The sequence below is a fragment of the Agrobacterium sp. LAD9 genome, from assembly GCF_003031125.1.
GTDB lineage: Bacteria > Pseudomonadota > Alphaproteobacteria > Rhizobiales > Rhizobiaceae > Agrobacterium > Agrobacterium radiobacter.
In genome coordinates this window covers 53,978-70,711 of record NZ_PHGS01000032.1, presented here as the reverse complement: position 1 = coordinate 70,711, position 16,734 = coordinate 53,978, and the positions used below count along the sequence as shown (strand labels likewise).

General features: G+C 55.3%; 15 protein-coding genes. 7 read left to right on the top strand and 8 right to left on the bottom strand.

Annotated elements, in window-relative coordinates; all coding sequences use genetic code 11:
- Positions 1–67: 67 nt before the first annotated feature.
- The gene (locus DA915_RS28185) at positions 68–2,221 is read left to right on the top strand and encodes a type I secretion system permease/ATPase (protein WP_107678034.1); all 2,154 of its coding nucleotides are present in this window, start codon (positions 68–70) and stop codon (positions 2,219–2,221) included.
- Positions 2,218–3,687, top strand: a complete 1,470-nt coding sequence (locus tag DA915_RS28180) for an HlyD family type I secretion periplasmic adaptor subunit (RefSeq protein ID WP_107678033.1) — start codon at positions 2,218–2,220, stop codon at positions 3,685–3,687. Before DA915_RS28185 ends, DA915_RS28180 begins: the two co-directional genes overlap by 4 nt.
- A 62-nt stretch (positions 3,688–3,749) precedes the next feature.
- Here DA915_RS28180 and DA915_RS28175 read toward each other — a convergent pair whose 3' ends face one another.
- From DA915_RS28175 to DA915_RS28140, 8 genes are read right to left on the bottom strand one after another with little or no spacing between them, the layout of a single operon-like run.
- Entirely contained in the window at positions 3,750–5,831 is a 2,082-nt protein-coding gene (locus tag DA915_RS28175) for a type IV secretory system conjugative DNA transfer family protein (protein ID WP_107678032.1), read from the bottom strand.
- Positions 5,828–6,853, bottom strand: a complete 1,026-nt coding sequence (virB11, locus tag DA915_RS28170) for a P-type DNA transfer ATPase VirB11 (protein ID WP_107678031.1) — start codon at positions 6,851–6,853, stop codon at positions 5,828–5,830. The genes DA915_RS28175 and virB11 overlap by 4 nt, the downstream gene beginning before the upstream one ends.
- Positions 6,834–8,078: a type IV secretion system protein VirB10 gene (virB10, locus tag DA915_RS28165; protein ID WP_107678030.1), complete on the bottom strand. Its 1,245-nt coding sequence runs from the start codon at positions 8,076–8,078 to the stop codon at positions 6,834–6,836. Before virB10 ends, virB11 begins: the two co-directional genes overlap by 20 nt.
- Entirely contained in the window at positions 8,075–8,887 is an 813-nt protein-coding gene (locus DA915_RS28160; RefSeq protein ID WP_192886692.1) for a TrbG/VirB9 family P-type conjugative transfer protein, read from the bottom strand. Before DA915_RS28160 ends, virB10 begins: the two co-directional genes overlap by 4 nt.
- The gene (locus DA915_RS28155; RefSeq protein WP_107678028.1) at positions 8,884–9,588 is read right to left on the bottom strand and encodes a virB8 family protein; all 705 of its coding nucleotides are present in this window, start codon (positions 9,586–9,588) and stop codon (positions 8,884–8,886) included. The genes DA915_RS28160 and DA915_RS28155 overlap by 4 nt, the downstream gene beginning before the upstream one ends.
- Before the next feature lie 25 nt (positions 9,589–9,613).
- Positions 9,614–10,621 carry a type IV secretion system protein gene (locus DA915_RS28150; protein WP_107678027.1) on the bottom strand — a complete coding sequence of 336 codons (1,008 nt, stop codon included), beginning with the start codon at positions 10,619–10,621 and terminating at the stop codon, positions 9,614–9,616.
- A 23-nt stretch (positions 10,622–10,644) separates the two neighbouring features.
- Positions 10,645–10,854: a hypothetical protein gene (locus DA915_RS28145; protein WP_107678026.1), complete on the bottom strand. Its 210-nt coding sequence runs from the start codon at positions 10,852–10,854 to the stop codon at positions 10,645–10,647.
- Complete coding sequence (locus tag DA915_RS28140) at positions 10,851–11,462, bottom strand: hypothetical protein (protein WP_244600815.1); 612 nt, start codon at positions 11,460–11,462, stop codon at positions 10,851–10,853. Before DA915_RS28140 ends, DA915_RS28145 begins: the two co-directional genes overlap by 4 nt.
- Before the next feature lie 148 nt (positions 11,463–11,610).
- On the opposite strand from DA915_RS28140, the gene DA915_RS28135 reads away from it, so the two are divergent.
- The 5 genes from DA915_RS28135 to DA915_RS28115 all read left to right on the top strand — a co-directional run bounded on the left by DA915_RS28135 (position 11,611) and on the right by DA915_RS28115 (position 16,722).
- The gene (locus tag DA915_RS28135; protein WP_244600814.1) at positions 11,611–12,531 is read left to right on the top strand and encodes a lytic transglycosylase domain-containing protein; all 921 of its coding nucleotides are present in this window, start codon (positions 11,611–11,613) and stop codon (positions 12,529–12,531) included.
- Between the two features lie 17 nt (positions 12,532–12,548).
- Entirely contained in the window at positions 12,549–12,887 is a 339-nt protein-coding gene (locus tag DA915_RS28130; protein WP_107678025.1) for a TrbC/VirB2 family protein, read from the top strand.
- A 1-nt stretch (position 12,888) separates the two neighbouring features.
- Positions 12,889–13,188 (top strand): type IV secretion system protein VirB3, encoded by a 300-nt coding sequence (locus DA915_RS28125; protein ID WP_107678024.1) that lies wholly within the window; start codon positions 12,889–12,891, stop codon positions 13,186–13,188.
- Between the two features lie 2 nt (positions 13,189–13,190).
- Positions 13,191–15,623: a VirB4 family type IV secretion/conjugal transfer ATPase gene (locus DA915_RS28120; protein WP_371412736.1), complete on the top strand. Its 2,433-nt coding sequence runs from the start codon at positions 13,191–13,193 to the stop codon at positions 15,621–15,623.
- Between the two features lie 61 nt (positions 15,624–15,684).
- Positions 15,685–16,722: a lytic transglycosylase domain-containing protein gene (locus DA915_RS28115; protein WP_371412737.1), complete on the top strand. Its 1,038-nt coding sequence runs from the start codon at positions 15,685–15,687 to the stop codon at positions 16,720–16,722.
- The last annotated feature ends 12 nt before the right edge of the window (positions 16,723–16,734 follow it).

Here is a 16,734-nt window from a genome sequence, read left to right as displayed (position 1 = left end):
ACCTCTCCATTTTCACCTCATGCGGATTTGCAGGCATCTGCAGATCCGCTTACCGACAGATCTGACTATGGATACAGGTTTACTCAACCCCTCCGCTGCGACTACCGATGCCGGACTGGCGTCGCTGGCCGCCGTCGCAGCATTCTTCAGGATTTCCTGCAATCCGGCAGACCTTTCGCGGGAACTGGCACTCACCGCAGAGGCGACCCGCGACGATATTTTGCGGGCTGCCAAACGTGTCGGCCTCAAGGCAAAACCCGTTCGCGAAGAGCGGTTTGCCAGCGGAAAGGTGATCCCCACGCCATGCATCGCCGTCCTGGACGACGGAGGATTTGCCGTTTTTGCCGGGAAGACGGAAGAGAACAGCTACCGGCTGGTCGATCCCGTCAGCTTTATCAGCCGGACTGTACCCCTTGAGGAACTGCTGTCGCTAACGTCGGGAAACTTCATCCTGCTCCAGCGGGGATTTGCAGACGTTTCTGCATTCCAGCGGCGGTTCGGTTTTGCCTGGTTTCTGCCATCGCTCTGGCGCTACCGAAGCGCCCTCGCCCATGTCTTTCTCGCTTCGCTTTTCCTGCAGCTCTTCGCCCTCGTCTCGCCGCTGTTTTTTCAGGTGGTGGTCGACAAGGTGCTTGCCCACCGTAGCTACTCGACATTGACGGTCCTGATCATCGGACTTGCCGCGATCGGCCTGTTCGACGTCGTGCTTCAGTATCTGCGCACCTATGCACTCACGCATACGACGAACCGGATCGATGTGGAGCTCGGACGCCGGCTCGTGCGTCACCTGCTGAACCTTCCACTGAACTATTTCGAAACCCGCGCCGCCGGCCAGACGGTTGCGCGTGTGCGCGAACTCGAGACCATCCGCAATTTCCTGACCGGACAGGCGCTTTTTTCAGTCCTCGATCTCATCTTCACCTTCGTGTTCATCGCGGTGCTGTTTGCCTATTCCACGGTGCTTGCCTGGATCGTCGTCGCCTCAATTCCGTTTCTCGTCCTGATCGGTTTTCTGATCCGCCCCTCCCTTAAACATCGCATCGATGAAAAATTCGACCGGGGCGCTCTCAGTCAGCAGTTGCTCGTTGAGTCCGTTATCGGCATGCAGACACTGAAAGCATCCGCCGTCGAGCCCGTCGTTGCCGCGCAATGGGAGGAGCGTCTGGCGGCTTATGTGCAATCGTCCTTTGCAGCGACCATGCTCGCGGCGAAGGGCCAGACGGCCATCCAGTATGTCAACAAGATCACCTCGGCCGCCCTCCTCCTTTTTGGCGCACAGGCCGTCATCGACAATGAACTGACCGTCGGCGGGCTCGTCGCCTTCAACATGATCGCCGGTCAGGTGTTTCAGCCGGTTCTGCGCCTGTCACAGCTCTGGCAGGACTTTCAGCAGGTGCAAGTTTCCGTCGAGCGTCTGTCGGATGTTCTGAATGCACCCGAAGAGCCCAAACCCGCGATCCCCGTCAGCCTGCCGCCACCGAAGGGTACTATCTCCTTCAAGGGCGTCAACTTCCGCTATTCCAGTGATGGTCCGGAAATCCTCAGGAATATTTCGCTGTCTGTACGTCCGGGCGAAGTGATCGGCATCGTCGGTCCCTCCGGGTCGGGCAAGTCGACGCTGACCAAACTTCTGCAGCGGTTCTATCTGCCCTCCAGCGGCCAGGTCATGGTCGACGGTCAGGACATCGCCCATGTCAATCCGGCCTGGCTGCGCTCCAATATCGGCGTCGTGCTTCAGGAAAACATGCTGTTCAATCGCACGATCCACGAGAACATCAGTATCGCCAATCCTGCCATGTCGCGGGCGGCCGTCATCAATCTCGCCCGCCTGTCAGGCGCCGACGAATTTGTCGCGAAACTGCCGAAGGGTTATGACACCGTCATCGAAGAACGCGGTGCAAACCTCTCCGGTGGGCAGCGGCAACGCCTGGCGATCGCCCGGGCATTGTCAGTCAACCCGCCCATTCTTATCCTGGACGAGGCAACCAGCGCTCTCGACTATGAGAGTGAGAGACTGATCCTCGCAAACATGCGTCACATTGTTCAGGGCCGCACAGTATTGATCATCGCCCACCGCCTTGCGACCATCCGGAGCTGTAATCGCATTATCGGCATGGCCGACGGCAGGATCGTTGAAGAGGGCAGCCACGAAGATCTGCTGGCCCGCGATGGCGGCCTCTACAAGCATTTATGGGATTTGCAGATGGGGTCGAGCCAATGAGAGGAAAGACGCGACCCGTAAAGACCGGGGCAACAAACACAAAGGTCAGCGCCGATTATAGCGACTTTCTCCCTGCCGCCCTTGAAATTATCGAAAAGCCCGCATCCCCGATCCGTTATGCGCTTATCTGGTTCGTTTGTATCGTCGCGGCCTCCACATTGATCTGGAGCTTTATTGGCAGGATCGATGTGGTTGCGACCGCACAGGGAAAAGTTCAGCCCTCGGGTCGGGTCAAGGTCGTTCAATCAACGATCTCCGGGCGTGTGGTCTCGGCGCCTTTTGCCAACGGCACCGAGGTCAAGGCTGGCGATCTTCTTGTGAAACTCGATGACATCGAGCTCAGGGCAGAAGACGCTCGCTTGCGGACGACGATCGAGGCCTTGCAGGCTGAACACGTACGGCGAATGACGGAACTTGCCACCGTCGAAAACCACGACTGGAGCACAGGTCCCGATATTGTCGTCGGTGTAATCCCCGATTTTGCGGTGAATACGCAGACAACCATTCGCTTGCGGGAAACGGCGATCCTGAGAGCCAACCTTCTGCAGCTCAAGGAGACGATGAGAAACCTCGCCGCCCAGACGCAATTGCAGTCGGCATCGATTGACCGGCTGCAATCCATGTCACGTGCGCAGGCCAACCTGATCACCACGCTGACGGAGCGGGTCTCGATGCGATCTGGCCTTCTTGAGCGCGCGGCCGGCAGGAAATCCGATGTCCTCGACGCCACACAGGCTTTGCGGGAGGAAGAAGCCACCCTGTCGACCTATGCAGGACAATTGGTCGAAGCCCACGCGAGTCTCGCCGTTGCAGAAAGCGAGAAGAACAAGGTCCTGTCGACATTCGTTGCTGACAATATCCAGAAGTCAGGTGATCTTGCCCGGCAGATGGACGAAGCACAACAGGAGCTGGTGAAGGCCGAAAAACGGCTCGCTGCAACGGCGATTTATGCCCCGTCCGATGGCGTCATCCAGGCCTCGTCGATTACGACAACCGGACAGGTCGTGTCGGCGGAGACCGAAATCATGCGCATCATTCCCGCCAATCTGCCGCTGGAGATCGAGGTGTTTTTCGCAAACCAGGACGTGGGCTTCGTAAAGCCCGGCCAGCCAGCGGTCATCAAGGTCGAAACATTTCCGTTCACCCGTTATGGTGTTCTCACCGGAACAGTAAAAACCGTAGCACGGGACGCCATACCCAATCCGGACGCCCAGGCGATGGAAGAACAGGCCGCCCCGCAGTTCAGGAGCGTTGTTCCGGGCGGGAATGTGCAGCGGCTGCAAAACCTCGTTTATCCGGCAACGATTGCTCTCGATACAACGGAGATAAACGTCGACGGAGTCATGCGCCCGCTTTCACCTGGCATGGCAGTCTCAGTCGAAATCAAAACCGGAACCCGGCGGATCATTGACTATTTCTGGTCGCCGGTCGCGCAGGTGGCGTCTGAGGCGATGCAGGAGCGTTAAGTGACCGCTTGACAGCCGAATTCGGCAGAATTTCTAAATGCAGGACAGCGATGCCATTTACGTTATGCTGAGGCAGTGATCGCCGTTTCCGACTCGACTTCGTCACGCGCCGCAATAAACATTTGAAGGGTAGGGGCTCTTGTGCGCTTCTTCGGCTTCAGAAACGGAAGTGCTCTCTCTTTCATCGCGAGAACGGCTTGACACTCGGCAGTCAGAGCTTCTTGGTACTGCTGTTCCAACACCATTTCCGGATCATCTGCACGAACGATTTCATTTGCGGCAATCTCAATAATCTCGCCGTCTTCGGTGATGAGTTCCGTTGCGAGAGCAGTCGGCTTTTCCCTCACTACGGCGCTCATTGGGTCAGCGCGTTCGGTGCCAGTCTCAGCTTCCGCTACGAATTTCCGCTTGCCATCGCCTTTCCTCCAAGGGGCGTCAACTTGTTCGCCGGCCCTTTCGTATTCGTCGGTTAGAGCAGGAACGGGTTGTGCTGGGAGGAGTTCTGTTTCTGGTACGTAGGGGGGCTTTGTAAGCGAACGTTCCACGGCTGATTTGAACGGCTGGGTCTTGAAGAACTGCAGTTTCTCCGCGAAAATCGGGCTCTGTCCCTCTACCAATAAGACCAGTTTATCTCTCTCCATTTTCCGCACTTCTTGCGGCATCATTAATTCGCGCTCGCGGATCTGTTCAACCTTTGTGCGTTTGTGGAAACCGAAGGGCTCTATGGATCGCGATACGGACTGATAGCGGATCGTATGCCGCCCCAATGCCTTCGACACGTAGTCGGCCGTGGCCTGGTCGTTAGCGCCAAGGATGAGCTGATAACCGCAGTTGCCCGTGAGGGATTGCCTCGAGTTCTCGCCATAGATTTCGTCGAGGTTTTTGAGATCCTGAATGATAAAGGCAAACTTGATGTTGTAGCCGGCGACGTAGGGAAGTTTGGTCATGACTTCGTCCATTTTCTTCAGCTGGCGAAACTCGTCCAGAAGGCAGTAAACAGGGAGGGCCTTCGGATTATGCTCCAAGGTCAACTGGTTCAGAACCTGTTGCACGAACAAGGTCAATAATGGTTGTAGAAGGGTGATATCGGTGATGTTGGGAGCGAGATAGATCGAGATCGGCTTGCGGTTCATCATGGAAATATCAATATCGGTCGATGAGGTAGCAGCGACGATTCGCTCGTTCTGAAACGGCTCAAGCGCATTTTGCAGTTCGGTGAGAGCGGATGAGGCCGTCTTTTCCGAAAGGCCGATGTAAGCGCCAAAACTTTCTCGGGTAAAGCGCGACAGATACGGCTCTTTTTCCATGATGTATCGTAGCAATACCTGGACAGGAACTCCCGAATTCAGAAGCGAATTGATTTCGGACAGGTTGCGGCGCCCTTCGTAGAAGTCACTTTCGTGAATATAGCTGATAAGACCGGCTGCGATGCGCTGGGCCATTTTCTGCCAGAAGGCGCCGTCGCCTGCGGAAGTTACCGGAACGAGGATTTTCGCAGTGTTTTGAATATCTGTCGTTCGATCTCCTATACCCGGCCGGATGAAGTCCATTGGATTCCATCTGTGGGAGTTTTTCTGACCAGGTGCAAACAGGAAGACCTTGTTGCCGGCTCTTTGGCGATAAGCAGCGGTAGAATTAAATATCTCTCCCTTTAGATCCGTGACCAACATCGAGCCCTCATGAGCGAGTGCATTCGGAATGACGTAGCCGGCACCCTTTCCGGATCTGGTTGGCCCGATGATCAAATGATGCCGGTCATCCTTCACCCGCAAAATCTGGCGACGGACTTTTCCAAAGATGTGCCCTTCTTTGCGGAACCATTTTCCCCTGCGAAGCTCCGCAATGGTCTGAAACGCGGCTTCACCAAGAGGTTGTTCCTGCTTCCGCAGGCCCACATATGCGACGATTGCTGTTACAGCCAAAGCCGGGACGATTGAGCCTCCGGCGACCTTCTGCAGTGCCGGATTTGAGCCATAATACCAGAGCTGGACAAAAGGCGCGAAAGGCTGGCTGGTGATCGTGAGGATCAGGACCCGGCTGTCTTTGAAGAAAACGGCAAGGCCAACCCCGTAACTCAGTGTCCAAGCCATACCGCCGATGACTGCGCAGAAGGCGGCGTAGATGATTTTCATTTGCTTGTTCATGCACCCACCTTTGTGAACGCGATCTCTGAGATTCCCCGTTTGCCGTCCTTCTTATGAAGTTGAACCACGATCGGGATAACGGACCGGATGTAGTCCATAAGTTCAGCTTTGCTGAATCCTCCCGACATGCCGGCTTGCGCGACCATCATTGCCAGTTGCTGGTAGGCGCCTTCAGGTGTGTTTGCGTGGATAGTGGACATCGAACCAGGATGGCCCGTGTTGATACCCCGAAGAAAGGTAAACGCTTCCGCGCCTCGGATTTCGCCAACGAAGAGCCGGTCAGGACGCATCCGGAGCGAGGCTTCCAGCAATTCTTGCATGTTCACATTTGCGGTGCCTTGGGAGCCTTTCGACGCAACAAGGTGGACAACATTCCTCTGTGGCGGTTTAAGTTCACGGGCATCTTCAAGCGTGATAATCCTCTCATCAGCGTGTACGGCCTGCAGGCAAGCATTGAGGAACGTAGTCTTTCCTGACGCCGTGCCGCCGCTGATCAAAATCGATACCCGGTTTTGGATGGCCTCATTCAGGAAATCGTAGAAGCGTCCGGCCGTCAGGTGCTCTGACAACCTGCCATCGAATTCCGACGGACCACCACTGCCAAACTGGATATGATCGAGGCTGCCGGCGTCCCGATAATCTTCAAGCGTGAAATTGCTGACCACTTGCTTTCGAATGGAGATCGATCCTCCATCCGGCGCGACAGGCGGAAGCACAAATTGAATGCGCTCCCCTGCAGGCAGGGAAGCGCTCAAAATAGGTTCTTTTTCATTGATAAATTGATGGGTGAAACCTGCCACTTGGGACGCCAAGTGTGCTATCTCGTCTTTGGTGAGATCGGGAACGGAATGGAATTCCATATGGTGTGCCCCCAAGCGCTCCACAAAAGCCTCCCCTGGCCGGTTGACTGAGATTTCAACCACCTGTGGATCATCCAGAAACTGGCGGATGGGGCGAAGCGCTTTGTCAAGGAAGGAGGCAACATTTCGGGCTTCGGGCTTTCTATCTAATGCGGCGCTCACGTTGAATGTCCTTCATGGCCTCTGTTACGGGGTCATCGTAATAAGCGGAAAAATCGAGGTCCTGGCGCACGAAGATGAAGATCCGTTCGCCCTGGTTTACGCTGATTGTTGGAGGAATGCGCAGGTTCTCGCTCAGCGCCTGGTTGGCCATATCGGAGAATGTCTGCGCGATTGTCTCACGCGCGAGATCCTCACCGCGCTGTGCGTCCGAGTTTCCTCCCAGGCTGTCGCTTCCGTATCCGGTTGCATAACTGGCACCAGCGCCCACGACTGACAGCAAGATTGCCGAGCCGAAACGTTCGCGCCACTTGTTGTCGACGTGTCCAGTCAGGCCGGACCGGCCCAGGCTGTCCGTTCCGATCGAGGCCAGTGAGATCGAGATGCCGTCATCGCGGACAAGACGTGTCCAAACAACAAACACACGCTTTTGACCGCTTGTTATCGACGACTGATACTCCCCGATCAGTCGCGTTCCAGCTGGTATCAAAATTCGGCGGCCGTCGAACGAATAAACATCCTGTGCCGTAGTCGCCCTGATTTGCCCCGGTAGATCACTAACGATCGCTGTTTCCAGAATGCCCGGGATTAGCGTTCCCTCCACGATCGTAGCATCGATACGAGGAATTTTTGTTGCCTTAGCCGACCTTGAACCCATTGATGAGGCCGCAGCGAGGTATTTGCTGTTCTGATCCTCGCCGGCGACAGTGACGCCGCTGCCTTGTGAACCAGAGCCGCCAAGTCCACCAGCGGCCGAGCCATTGCCGCTATCGCTCAGAACAATCATCTTGGATTTAAAGCGCTCCGGAAAAGCTTCCGCGACTGGACCAGGTGCGATGTCCGGTGCGGGAATTGGCGAAAGTGTCGCAACGACGGCTACCGGAGCGGGCGGCGGCGGGACATCAAATGCTGTCGTGTCCGACTTTTCTTCGACGGCGGCAGGAGCCTTTATTTCAATGACTTCCGGTTCTGCCGGCTTTTCTTCTGGTGCATCTTTGTCTGCTAGGAATGAGGGAGGCCGGAAGCTGGTCGAGCTAAACTCCTCCTCTACCTGCTTGTGGTTCTTCGGCTTCCCGTCGTGGTTTGTCCACACGACATTGTAAGCCACCACAACCATGATCGCAGCAAATGCGACGCCACCAAGCAATTGCTTCTTTTTCAGCTTGGTGTCTGCGATTGGCGTCTCCTCGATCGCGCTAATCGCCTTCAGGTGATCGTTTTCTTTCATTTGTTGCCGCTCCTACTGCGAATAGACGCCTGCGTCTCAAGTTTCGGGGCCATAATGTCTTGATCGGGAGCGCCGAAATCAGGCTTTCGAAGATTGAAGATGCAGGTCCATTGGTCACCGTCACGCAATGTGAATTGGGTACCAACGCCGTCTACGACGATGTATTCGCCTTCTTTCCGGAAGTTTTTCAAGGTCTCGGAGAAGTTCGAGTTCACAGCGAATATCGCAGGAACTGTCCCCTTGAATTTGAAATAGGTTTTCTTGCCGTCATCAAAGATCATTGACGGCTTCAGCGCCGATGATCCGGAGAACGAATAGTCCAGATTCACGTTCGCCTTGTCGACGCCATTCATATTCGGATGAGCCGCGCGAGCCTCAGCTTCGGCGCGAAGGGAAGCGTTCAGATCCTTTTCAGGATAGATAAAGCGGACGCCGTAGACCTTCTTGCCTGCATCCGGCGCAAAATCATGGAGCTCTAGGAAATAGATCCGCTTTGTGGTCACCACGTTTAGGTTCGTGACGACGTCTTTTGCGATTGGCTTGATGAACAGTATGTTCTTCCGCTCGTTGGGAACGACATACCAGCTGTCAGTATCGCCAAGCCCGATGTCAACGAAGCTCTCATCCTCGTCAAAGACGATCATCGTTGAAATCCCGTATGTCGCATCGATGCGCGTGACGTCGTCGGGCCGGTATGTGATAGAGGTAAGTCGAGTGTCTCGTTTCCCGGGCTTTGGTGCCTCAAGTGCACCCGCAACCGAGCACATCATCATAAAAACTGCTGTCGAGAGAAGGATGCGCTTCATCAGCCATTTGCTCCCGGTGACACCGTTTCCTGGTCTCGGCGATAGCTGTAAATCTGGAAACCCAGCGGATTTTCGAACATCCACGCATTTGTCGAAGGAGCCGACGTATAGCGATACCGCAGAACGCTGACGTAGTGGCGTGTCACCTGTTCCGTGTCGGAGCGCTCCGTTACCGAGAAGCGTGCCTGGGCCGTACTGTCGTTCAGGAAAGTAACAGATTTCACGTCCACCGAGACGCGCTTGTTCTTTCCGTATATCTTCGCAGGGTTCTTTGGATTCGTCGCGCTGTAGAGCTCCTGAAGCTCACGAGCAGCGTCACCAGTCGACAACAGCGCCGCCGTTCCAAAGTTCTCCGAAATCATGAGTGGATCATAGCCCTCACGCATCCGAATAAATCTCACGACGTTCGCCTGAGTAACCGCCTGGCGCTCAGTCAGGCTCAGCGCGTCATAGTCGGTGTCACGGGCCGTTTTCACCTCGATATAGCCTGTATTCTTATCAACCAACACGAGGTAGGGTTCGAACCGCTTCAGAGGAGTAAGACCGGCCAGCGCCAAAAGCGCTATTATGCAAGCGGTGCTGGAAATAAGCGCTATGAACCATGCGAGGCGCTTTGATCGCGTTTGTGTCCTGATAGCGTCTTGCTCCCATACGGAGCCTTGCTGGAAGTACTCGACAAGACGAGGATCTGTGTTCTGCGTCATAAACAAGGGCCTTTCGGAAGAGAATTTATTGTGGGCGGCTCATGTCGCTAATGCGTTGCTGCATTGCCGCTTCTGAAGCGCTACGGTTTGAAATTGAGCCGCCACTCGGACTGTTTGAAGATGACGAGCGGGGGCGACCGCCGCCAAGACTGGACATTAACCGCGCAGCCAACCGAAGCGGCGCCAAGCCCATTGCAGCACCTTTTCCTCCAATCGCGGTCGGAATCGCTCCGGTGATCCCTTGTGCCAGCGATTGGACATTCAACAGAACAAAACAGCCTGCGACGGTCAGGAGAAGAAAGGCCGCCAAGTGGGTAACCGTGAGTTCTGTCGCTTCAGCCGCCGCTGTAATTTTTGACATTTCCGGGTTAATCGCGGCGATCATAAAAGCGGCTACAACAAACACGAAGAGTGGAATTAGCGCGTAAAGCAGGACTTGCGAGAACCATCCGACACCATAGGATCTGGTTTGTTCGAACAAGAGGCAGCCAATAAAAATCGGCCCAGTTCCAATAAGAACCCACATCATGACCTTGCAGAGAATTAACATGGCCAAGGCAATCGCCGCGAATACAAGGGCGCAGCCCATTATTAGAAGTCCGAGCATTGACGGCAAGACCGTGAAATACCCCGACTGGTTTGCAAGAGCGGCACCAGCCTGTTGGGCCGTTGTCACGATCATCGACAGACCATTGGTAGGCTCTGTGATCCCGGTCCCCGATGCTGAAAGAATGGCGCGCCCGACGTCTTCCGGAGTATCACTGAGCCAACGATAAAACAGGCTGTTGAAGAACTCCCATTTTTGGGTCAGAGACAGGATGATCATCAAGCGAGCAGTTCTGCCGACGAATTCAGCGACTGAAATCCGCGCTGTACCCATTATAAGCTGGATGCCATAGGTCATCACATAAACGACGAAGGCGACCTTCAGTACGGGCAACGCCTGGTCGCCTACGATATCGAAGGCGCGTGCGGAAAAACCCTGCCCGATCTGATCGATCCGCATCAGCAGATCCGTCACGAAATTATTCATCTGTCCCCCAGCTCAAAATGACGTTAACCGGCCACCAGCAAAAGGCTGTCGATTGCCTCCAGTGCGTCGGCGCCGTCGCCGTTCACGGATTGCATCGGGCCGCACTCTTGGCGCGTATCCTCAACGAGGGAGGTCAAATTTGCGGGTCGCTTGCACGGCGCGGTCTTTTCCTTGACCGTTCCGCAACCTGAAATCGACATGAGGATGAAAAAGGCGACGATCGCTCTCATCATTCGCCTTTCAGACGAGGGTCAGCCCAAATGCCGTAGGAGCCCTTCTTGCCGATCTCCTCGGCCTTCAAAAGATCGGCACGTTCCGGTGTGCCGTCCGTTTTGCGAGCCAAACGCACGCCCCCTACCGAGACGAGCTGTTCTTCAAGCATCATCACTGCGTCCATGGCGCCGGGATAATTGTAATATCCGTAGCAAGTTGCGTTTTGGACCGGGGCATTTACCTCGGTAATAAAAGCCCTGCAGAAAAGAACTTTTGGTGACTGCAAGACGATTTCGAGCTGGCGCTTGGCATAATCCGCGCAGCTGCCCGAGAAATCCTCTGACCGGTTCACCACGTCACCCTTGCAGGGCTCCAGACCATAAAGGTGCACCGCGGTATTGCCGTCGATGCGGAAATCCGTTCCTGACAAAGCTTTGTAGCCCGCGGCGGAAGCGAAACCCTTGCGGGCGGCCACGTCGCCTTTTCCGTCATAATACTCGACGACCAAAACGGTTTTGCCCGGCGCAGCCAGCGACTTCACGTAACTTTCGTCTACGGCGGGCGCTGCCTTTGCCTCATTTCCGGTCGCAGCGAGCGCTGCACTGAGTATGACCGCTTTCCAAATCATCCGTAACCTACTTTAATGGTTGTTCATCGATCATCACTTTTAGGCTTTTAACATCCCAAAAAAGAATGTATCGAATAACCTAAAGAGTAACATTTCATAGTCACCCTAGCCGTTTTGCGGCGCGATAACAACACTGAGATGGGCCAAAATGCGGCTAAAAGTGCAATTAAAGCCTAAATTTGGTGTAGCCTTTTTGGTAATGTCAGGAGTAGCAGTTTGCGGCTATTCGTCTATTGCTGCTGAGGTTATCAATGGCCGCTTTGGAGCGGAAAGTCCGCCTGCCGTCACGGCGTCCGATGATCTTCCCGGTAAAATTACAGGGTCGGCCTTTGACGAGCGCTGGGGTTCGGCGCCGTTAGGTTATGCGGGCGCTCCCCTCCAAACCGCGCCCACCGAATTGCCATATTGGGGCACCGATAGCGGCAACTATCGCGACAGTGTAAAAAACGTTGCCTCCCGAACCCAACCGCTTTCCGTCCCAAGTACACCTTCTCAGCAAGCGCCGGGCAGGGCGACCGCGACGCGAATCCCCGAGTGCGGTCCGTCACCCTTTGAGCCAGCCGAAATCGAACAGATCGTCAGGGAGACAGCACGTCGTCACGGAGTGGACGAAGATTATGCAGCGGCCATCGCGTGGGCCGAAAGCAAGTTCGATCGCTCGAGGAATTCGGACGCCGGCGCGCGGGGTCCAATGCAGCTAATGCCAGAAGCTGCCGCCCGTTTTGGGGTGCACGAAGTGTGCGACCCAGTTTCAAACATTGATGGGGGTGTCAGATACCTCCGCGTGCTCCTCGAAGAGTTTAAAAACCCTCTTCTGGCGGCTGCCGCCTACAACAGCGGCGAAGGTCGAATCTACGAGCACGGTGGCATCCCTCCTTTCCAAGAGACCGTAGCCTACGTCGCAAAGGTCCTTAACCGCCAAATCGGCGTGGCAATGCCCACGCCAAGGCGCAAAAAACAATCGACCCCATCCACCCCATCACCCGTCGCAAGCGCGTCGGGCGAACCCACCGGCGTGATACCGCACGAAAAGCGCGGAAAATTCGTCGGTGGGGTCATGCACTTTTGATCAACGGAGAGAACTCAATGCAACTCAATCTCAAAAAGATGATCTGCAGCAAAAAGGTTGCCAATATTTCCTTTTCGCTAGCCATCATCGCAGCCACACAGGTCATATCGGCCGATGCTGCTTTCGCGCAGTCAAACGCCTTTACGCCGCTGCAAAGCGCCATGCAGATGATCGTTGATTTCATTCAGGGGCCGTTCGGCCGCCTGCTTGCGATCATCGCCGTGACATCTCTCGGTTTCCTCGCCTTCGCCGGCAGGCTTTCGTGGATGCTTGCCGGGGGCGTAATCCTTGGCATCGGCTTGGTCTTCGGCGCTCCCGATATCGTCGACCAGCTGGTCTCGGGCGTGGCCAAGTAGCATGGCTGAGCACATCGACGAAAAAGTGCGCACGACGCCGCTCGTAATTGGCCTCACTCGCTCCCCAACTCTTTGGGGAGTGCCATACATGGCCGTCGTTCTTGTCATCGGTGTAACGATCGTTGGCTGGCTGGCAAGCAGCTCGTTCTGGGCTTTTTTGATCGCACCGGTCGCTTACTCGGTCCTTTTCTCGCTTTGCACCTGGGACGCCAAGATTCTTGAAGTCTTCCAGATCACGTCCCGCAAAACCCCCCGCACGCGCAACAAGACCTTTTGGGGCGCCAACTCATACGGGCCATGAACATGCTGAACAAAGCTATCCGAGAAGAAATTGGTTTCGGCAAGGTCGCTCATAACGAGCGGCCTATGTCGTTTCATATTCCGTACACCCGTCATGTGTCGGAGAAGGTAATACGCCTCCAGAATGGCGCTCTGGCGTGCGTGATCAAGCTCGACGGTCTGTTTTTCCAGACGGAAGACCAAACTCGCCTCAATGCGCGCGCCGAATTTAGAAACACCATGATTAGAGCTCTCGGATCGAGCCGCTATTCCGTCTGGTCAACCGTAATCCGGCGCCAGGTCGATCCGAAGATCGGAGGAAGTTTCGATAGTGCCTTCTGCGAAATGCTCGATAGCCGTTATATGGAACGGCTGCTCAAAAAGCGCATGTTCCACAACGTTCAATATCTTACCGTGGTACGCGCTGATCTGCGAGGAGCGCTCGGCGTCTCGGATAAAATAAAAAAACTGATTTCCTCCGCTGCAGGATCGGAAGTCCGCGCCCAAGAGGAGCGCGAGGAAATCGCAGAATTCGAGGAGCTGGTTACTAACCTTGCCACCGACCTCAAAGCGTACGGTGCGCGGTTGCTTGGTATCTCATATCGAGACGGACAACCTTACTCGGAGCCCTGCGAATTCTTCCAATCCATATTGTCTTGCGGTGTCGAAAGGCCCATGCGACTGCCGCGTATGGCCATACGGGACTATGTTGGCGTGTCACGCTTGCACTTCTCCAAGAGAACCATGCATGCTCACGCGGGTACCGACGAAGACAGCCGTTTCGGCGCCATGATTTCCCTCAAGGAATATCCCCCGTTCACAGCTCCGGGTATGCTCGATGGCCTCATGCAGATGCCGCACGAGTTCATCCTTACTCAATCATTCACACTGTCAGACAAGCCGATCGCGCAAGAGCGGATCACGAGACTTAAAAGGCAAATCGCGGCATCAGACGAACGCGGCAGCACCGTCGAACAGGACATAGATTTCGCGCTCAACAGCCTCATGAATCAAGAGGCCGTTTTTGGCGTCCACCATCTGTCGCTTCTGTGCCTTTCGCGCGACCTCGATGGCCTCGGAAAGGTCATCTCAGATCTTGGAACTTGCCTCACCGACATGAACATGACCTGGCTGCGTGAGGATTTGAACCTCGAAGCAGCATTCTGGGCGCAGTTGCCCGGAAATCACAGCTACATCGCTCGTTCGGCCATGCTCTCAAGCGCGAACTATGCGGGCCTATCCTCCATGCACAATTTTGCGACAGGGAGCGCGGATGACCTGCATTGGAAGGTGCCGATCTCTCTTTTGGAGACGACGTCGCAAACTCCGTACATTTTCAATTTTCACGGAAACGGCGCGGCTCGCGACCTTGGTCATTTTCTGGTCACAGGTCCCAGCGGTTCCGGCAAGACCGTATCTCTCACCTTCCTGTTGGCGCAGACCCTTCGTGTCAAACCGACACCGAAGGCAGTCTTTTTCGATAAAGACCGCGGTGCGGAAATCTTTGTCCGGGCTATGGGAGGCACCTATGAGGTGCTGGAAGCGGGGAAACCAACGGGCTTCAATCCTTTACAGCTCGAAAACACCGGCCAGAATCGGGAATTTTTGTTCCGCTTGCTTAAGGTCATGCTCGCCAAGGACAGCGCCTCCCTCACCCAGGAAGACGAAGACAGGCTTGAGCGTGGGCTAGTTCGCCTCATGAAGGAACCCGCCGAGGAAAGAACGCTCTACCAACTGTCCCGTCTTCTAATGGGGCAGGCTCGCGCTGACGCCAACGACCTGGCAGCACGATTGCGCCCTTGGTACGACGGCGAGAAAGACTGGCTATTCAATGCAGAGCGCGATGCGCTTTCCTTTGGGGACGCGCGGGTGTTCGGTTTTGATATGACCAGCATCCTCGCCAATGATGAACTGCGGGTTCCGGCACTGATGTATATCTACCATCGCTTGGACGAGCTTCTGACAGGCGATCCCGTCATGTACTTCATGGACGAAGGCTGGCAGCTCCTGAAGGACAAGACCTTCAGCGACTTCATCATCGACAAGATGAAAACCATTCGAAAGCTCAATGGCATCGTCGGTTTCGGTACCCAATCGGCGGCCGACATCGTCAAGGCTGCTGCCGCACATACGCTGATTGAGCAATCAGCCACCCATATACACTTTCCCAACCCTCATGCGGATGAAGACAGCTACATCAAGCGGCTCAACTTGACCGTTAAAGAGTTCGATTTCATCAAAAATACGCCGCCAGAAAAGCGCGCATTTCTGATCAAGCATGGCAATGACTCTGTGATTGCCCGCCTTGATCTCGGGGGAATGCCCGACCTCATAAAGGTACTTTCGGGCACCAAAAGCACCGTCGATGAATGCGCCAGACTGCGAGAGGAGTTGGGGGAAGATCCCGCTGTCTGGCTTCCTGCATTTTGCGGGTGGGAGAGTGGCGATGATCAATGACCTCACCTATCGGTCAGTGCGCAGACTACCGTACATCGCTCGCCTCGGTTCCTTGGGCATCATGTTTGCCGCGTCCAGCGTCCTCGCTCAGGTTCCCACCACCGACGTCGCGATCGAGAGGGAGCGCAGCAAGCGAAACGAAACCACGGACAAGATCGAAGAGACGGACAAGAGCCGCTTTGCGATGAACAAAAGCGTCACTTGTTCAATCTACAGGCCAGCTAAAGGCGGCGATCCCAATGCTGCTGCGAATGCCAACCCTGAAATCGCCGGCCTGGTCAAACGCGTCGCCAAGCAAGAGGGTGTCGATGAAAACCTCTTCATGGCGCTTGTCTACCAGGAGAGCCGATTTAACCCTTGTGCTCGCTCTCAGGTTGGTGCCATGGGTTTATCACAGCTCATGCCAGGGACCGCCAAGGATCTCGGCGTCAACCCGCACGACATTGAAGACAACCTCCGCGGCGGCGCTCGATACCTGCGCAAGCAGCTGCAGACCTACAATGGCGACGTCAATAAAGCGCTTGCGGCCTATAATGCGGGTCCTGGCAATGTGAACAAGTACGGCGGTATTCCGCCGTTCAAGGAGACGCAAGGCTATGTTCACAACATAACCCAAAAATGGCTGCCATCGCTCGGCGGCAACAAAATCCCACTCAACTACGGCGGAAGCGGTGAGAGCTTCACGGGTATGCGATCCGCCACGATCAATTCGATGGCAGTGTCAAAGGGCGTCTCGGATAGTTCCGCAAACGTCTCCTCGTGGTTTCAGCAACTCGGCCAGATGGAGACCGGCACTATTCAGGATAGCTGGGACCTGAATTCCGGCGCCCGCAACGCAAACCTTGAGATGATCAACAAGGCGATCGAGCTCGGCAACAGCCTGTCCGAGCTATTAAACAGTCGCAACTCCGTCACCCTCAGCAGCACCTCCGGATCTTCCCAAACTTCCAGCGTGAAGACGAAGGACGACAATAAGCCTGCAGAGCAAACCGGCGTCTGCGATCCCCGCGAAAATTTGCAATGGAGCGACGAGGAAAAAGCCTGCGTCGCCAAGCGGGAAGACCCCAATCAGATCAACCTCAATCTCAACCCCCAATAAAGGATTAGGACG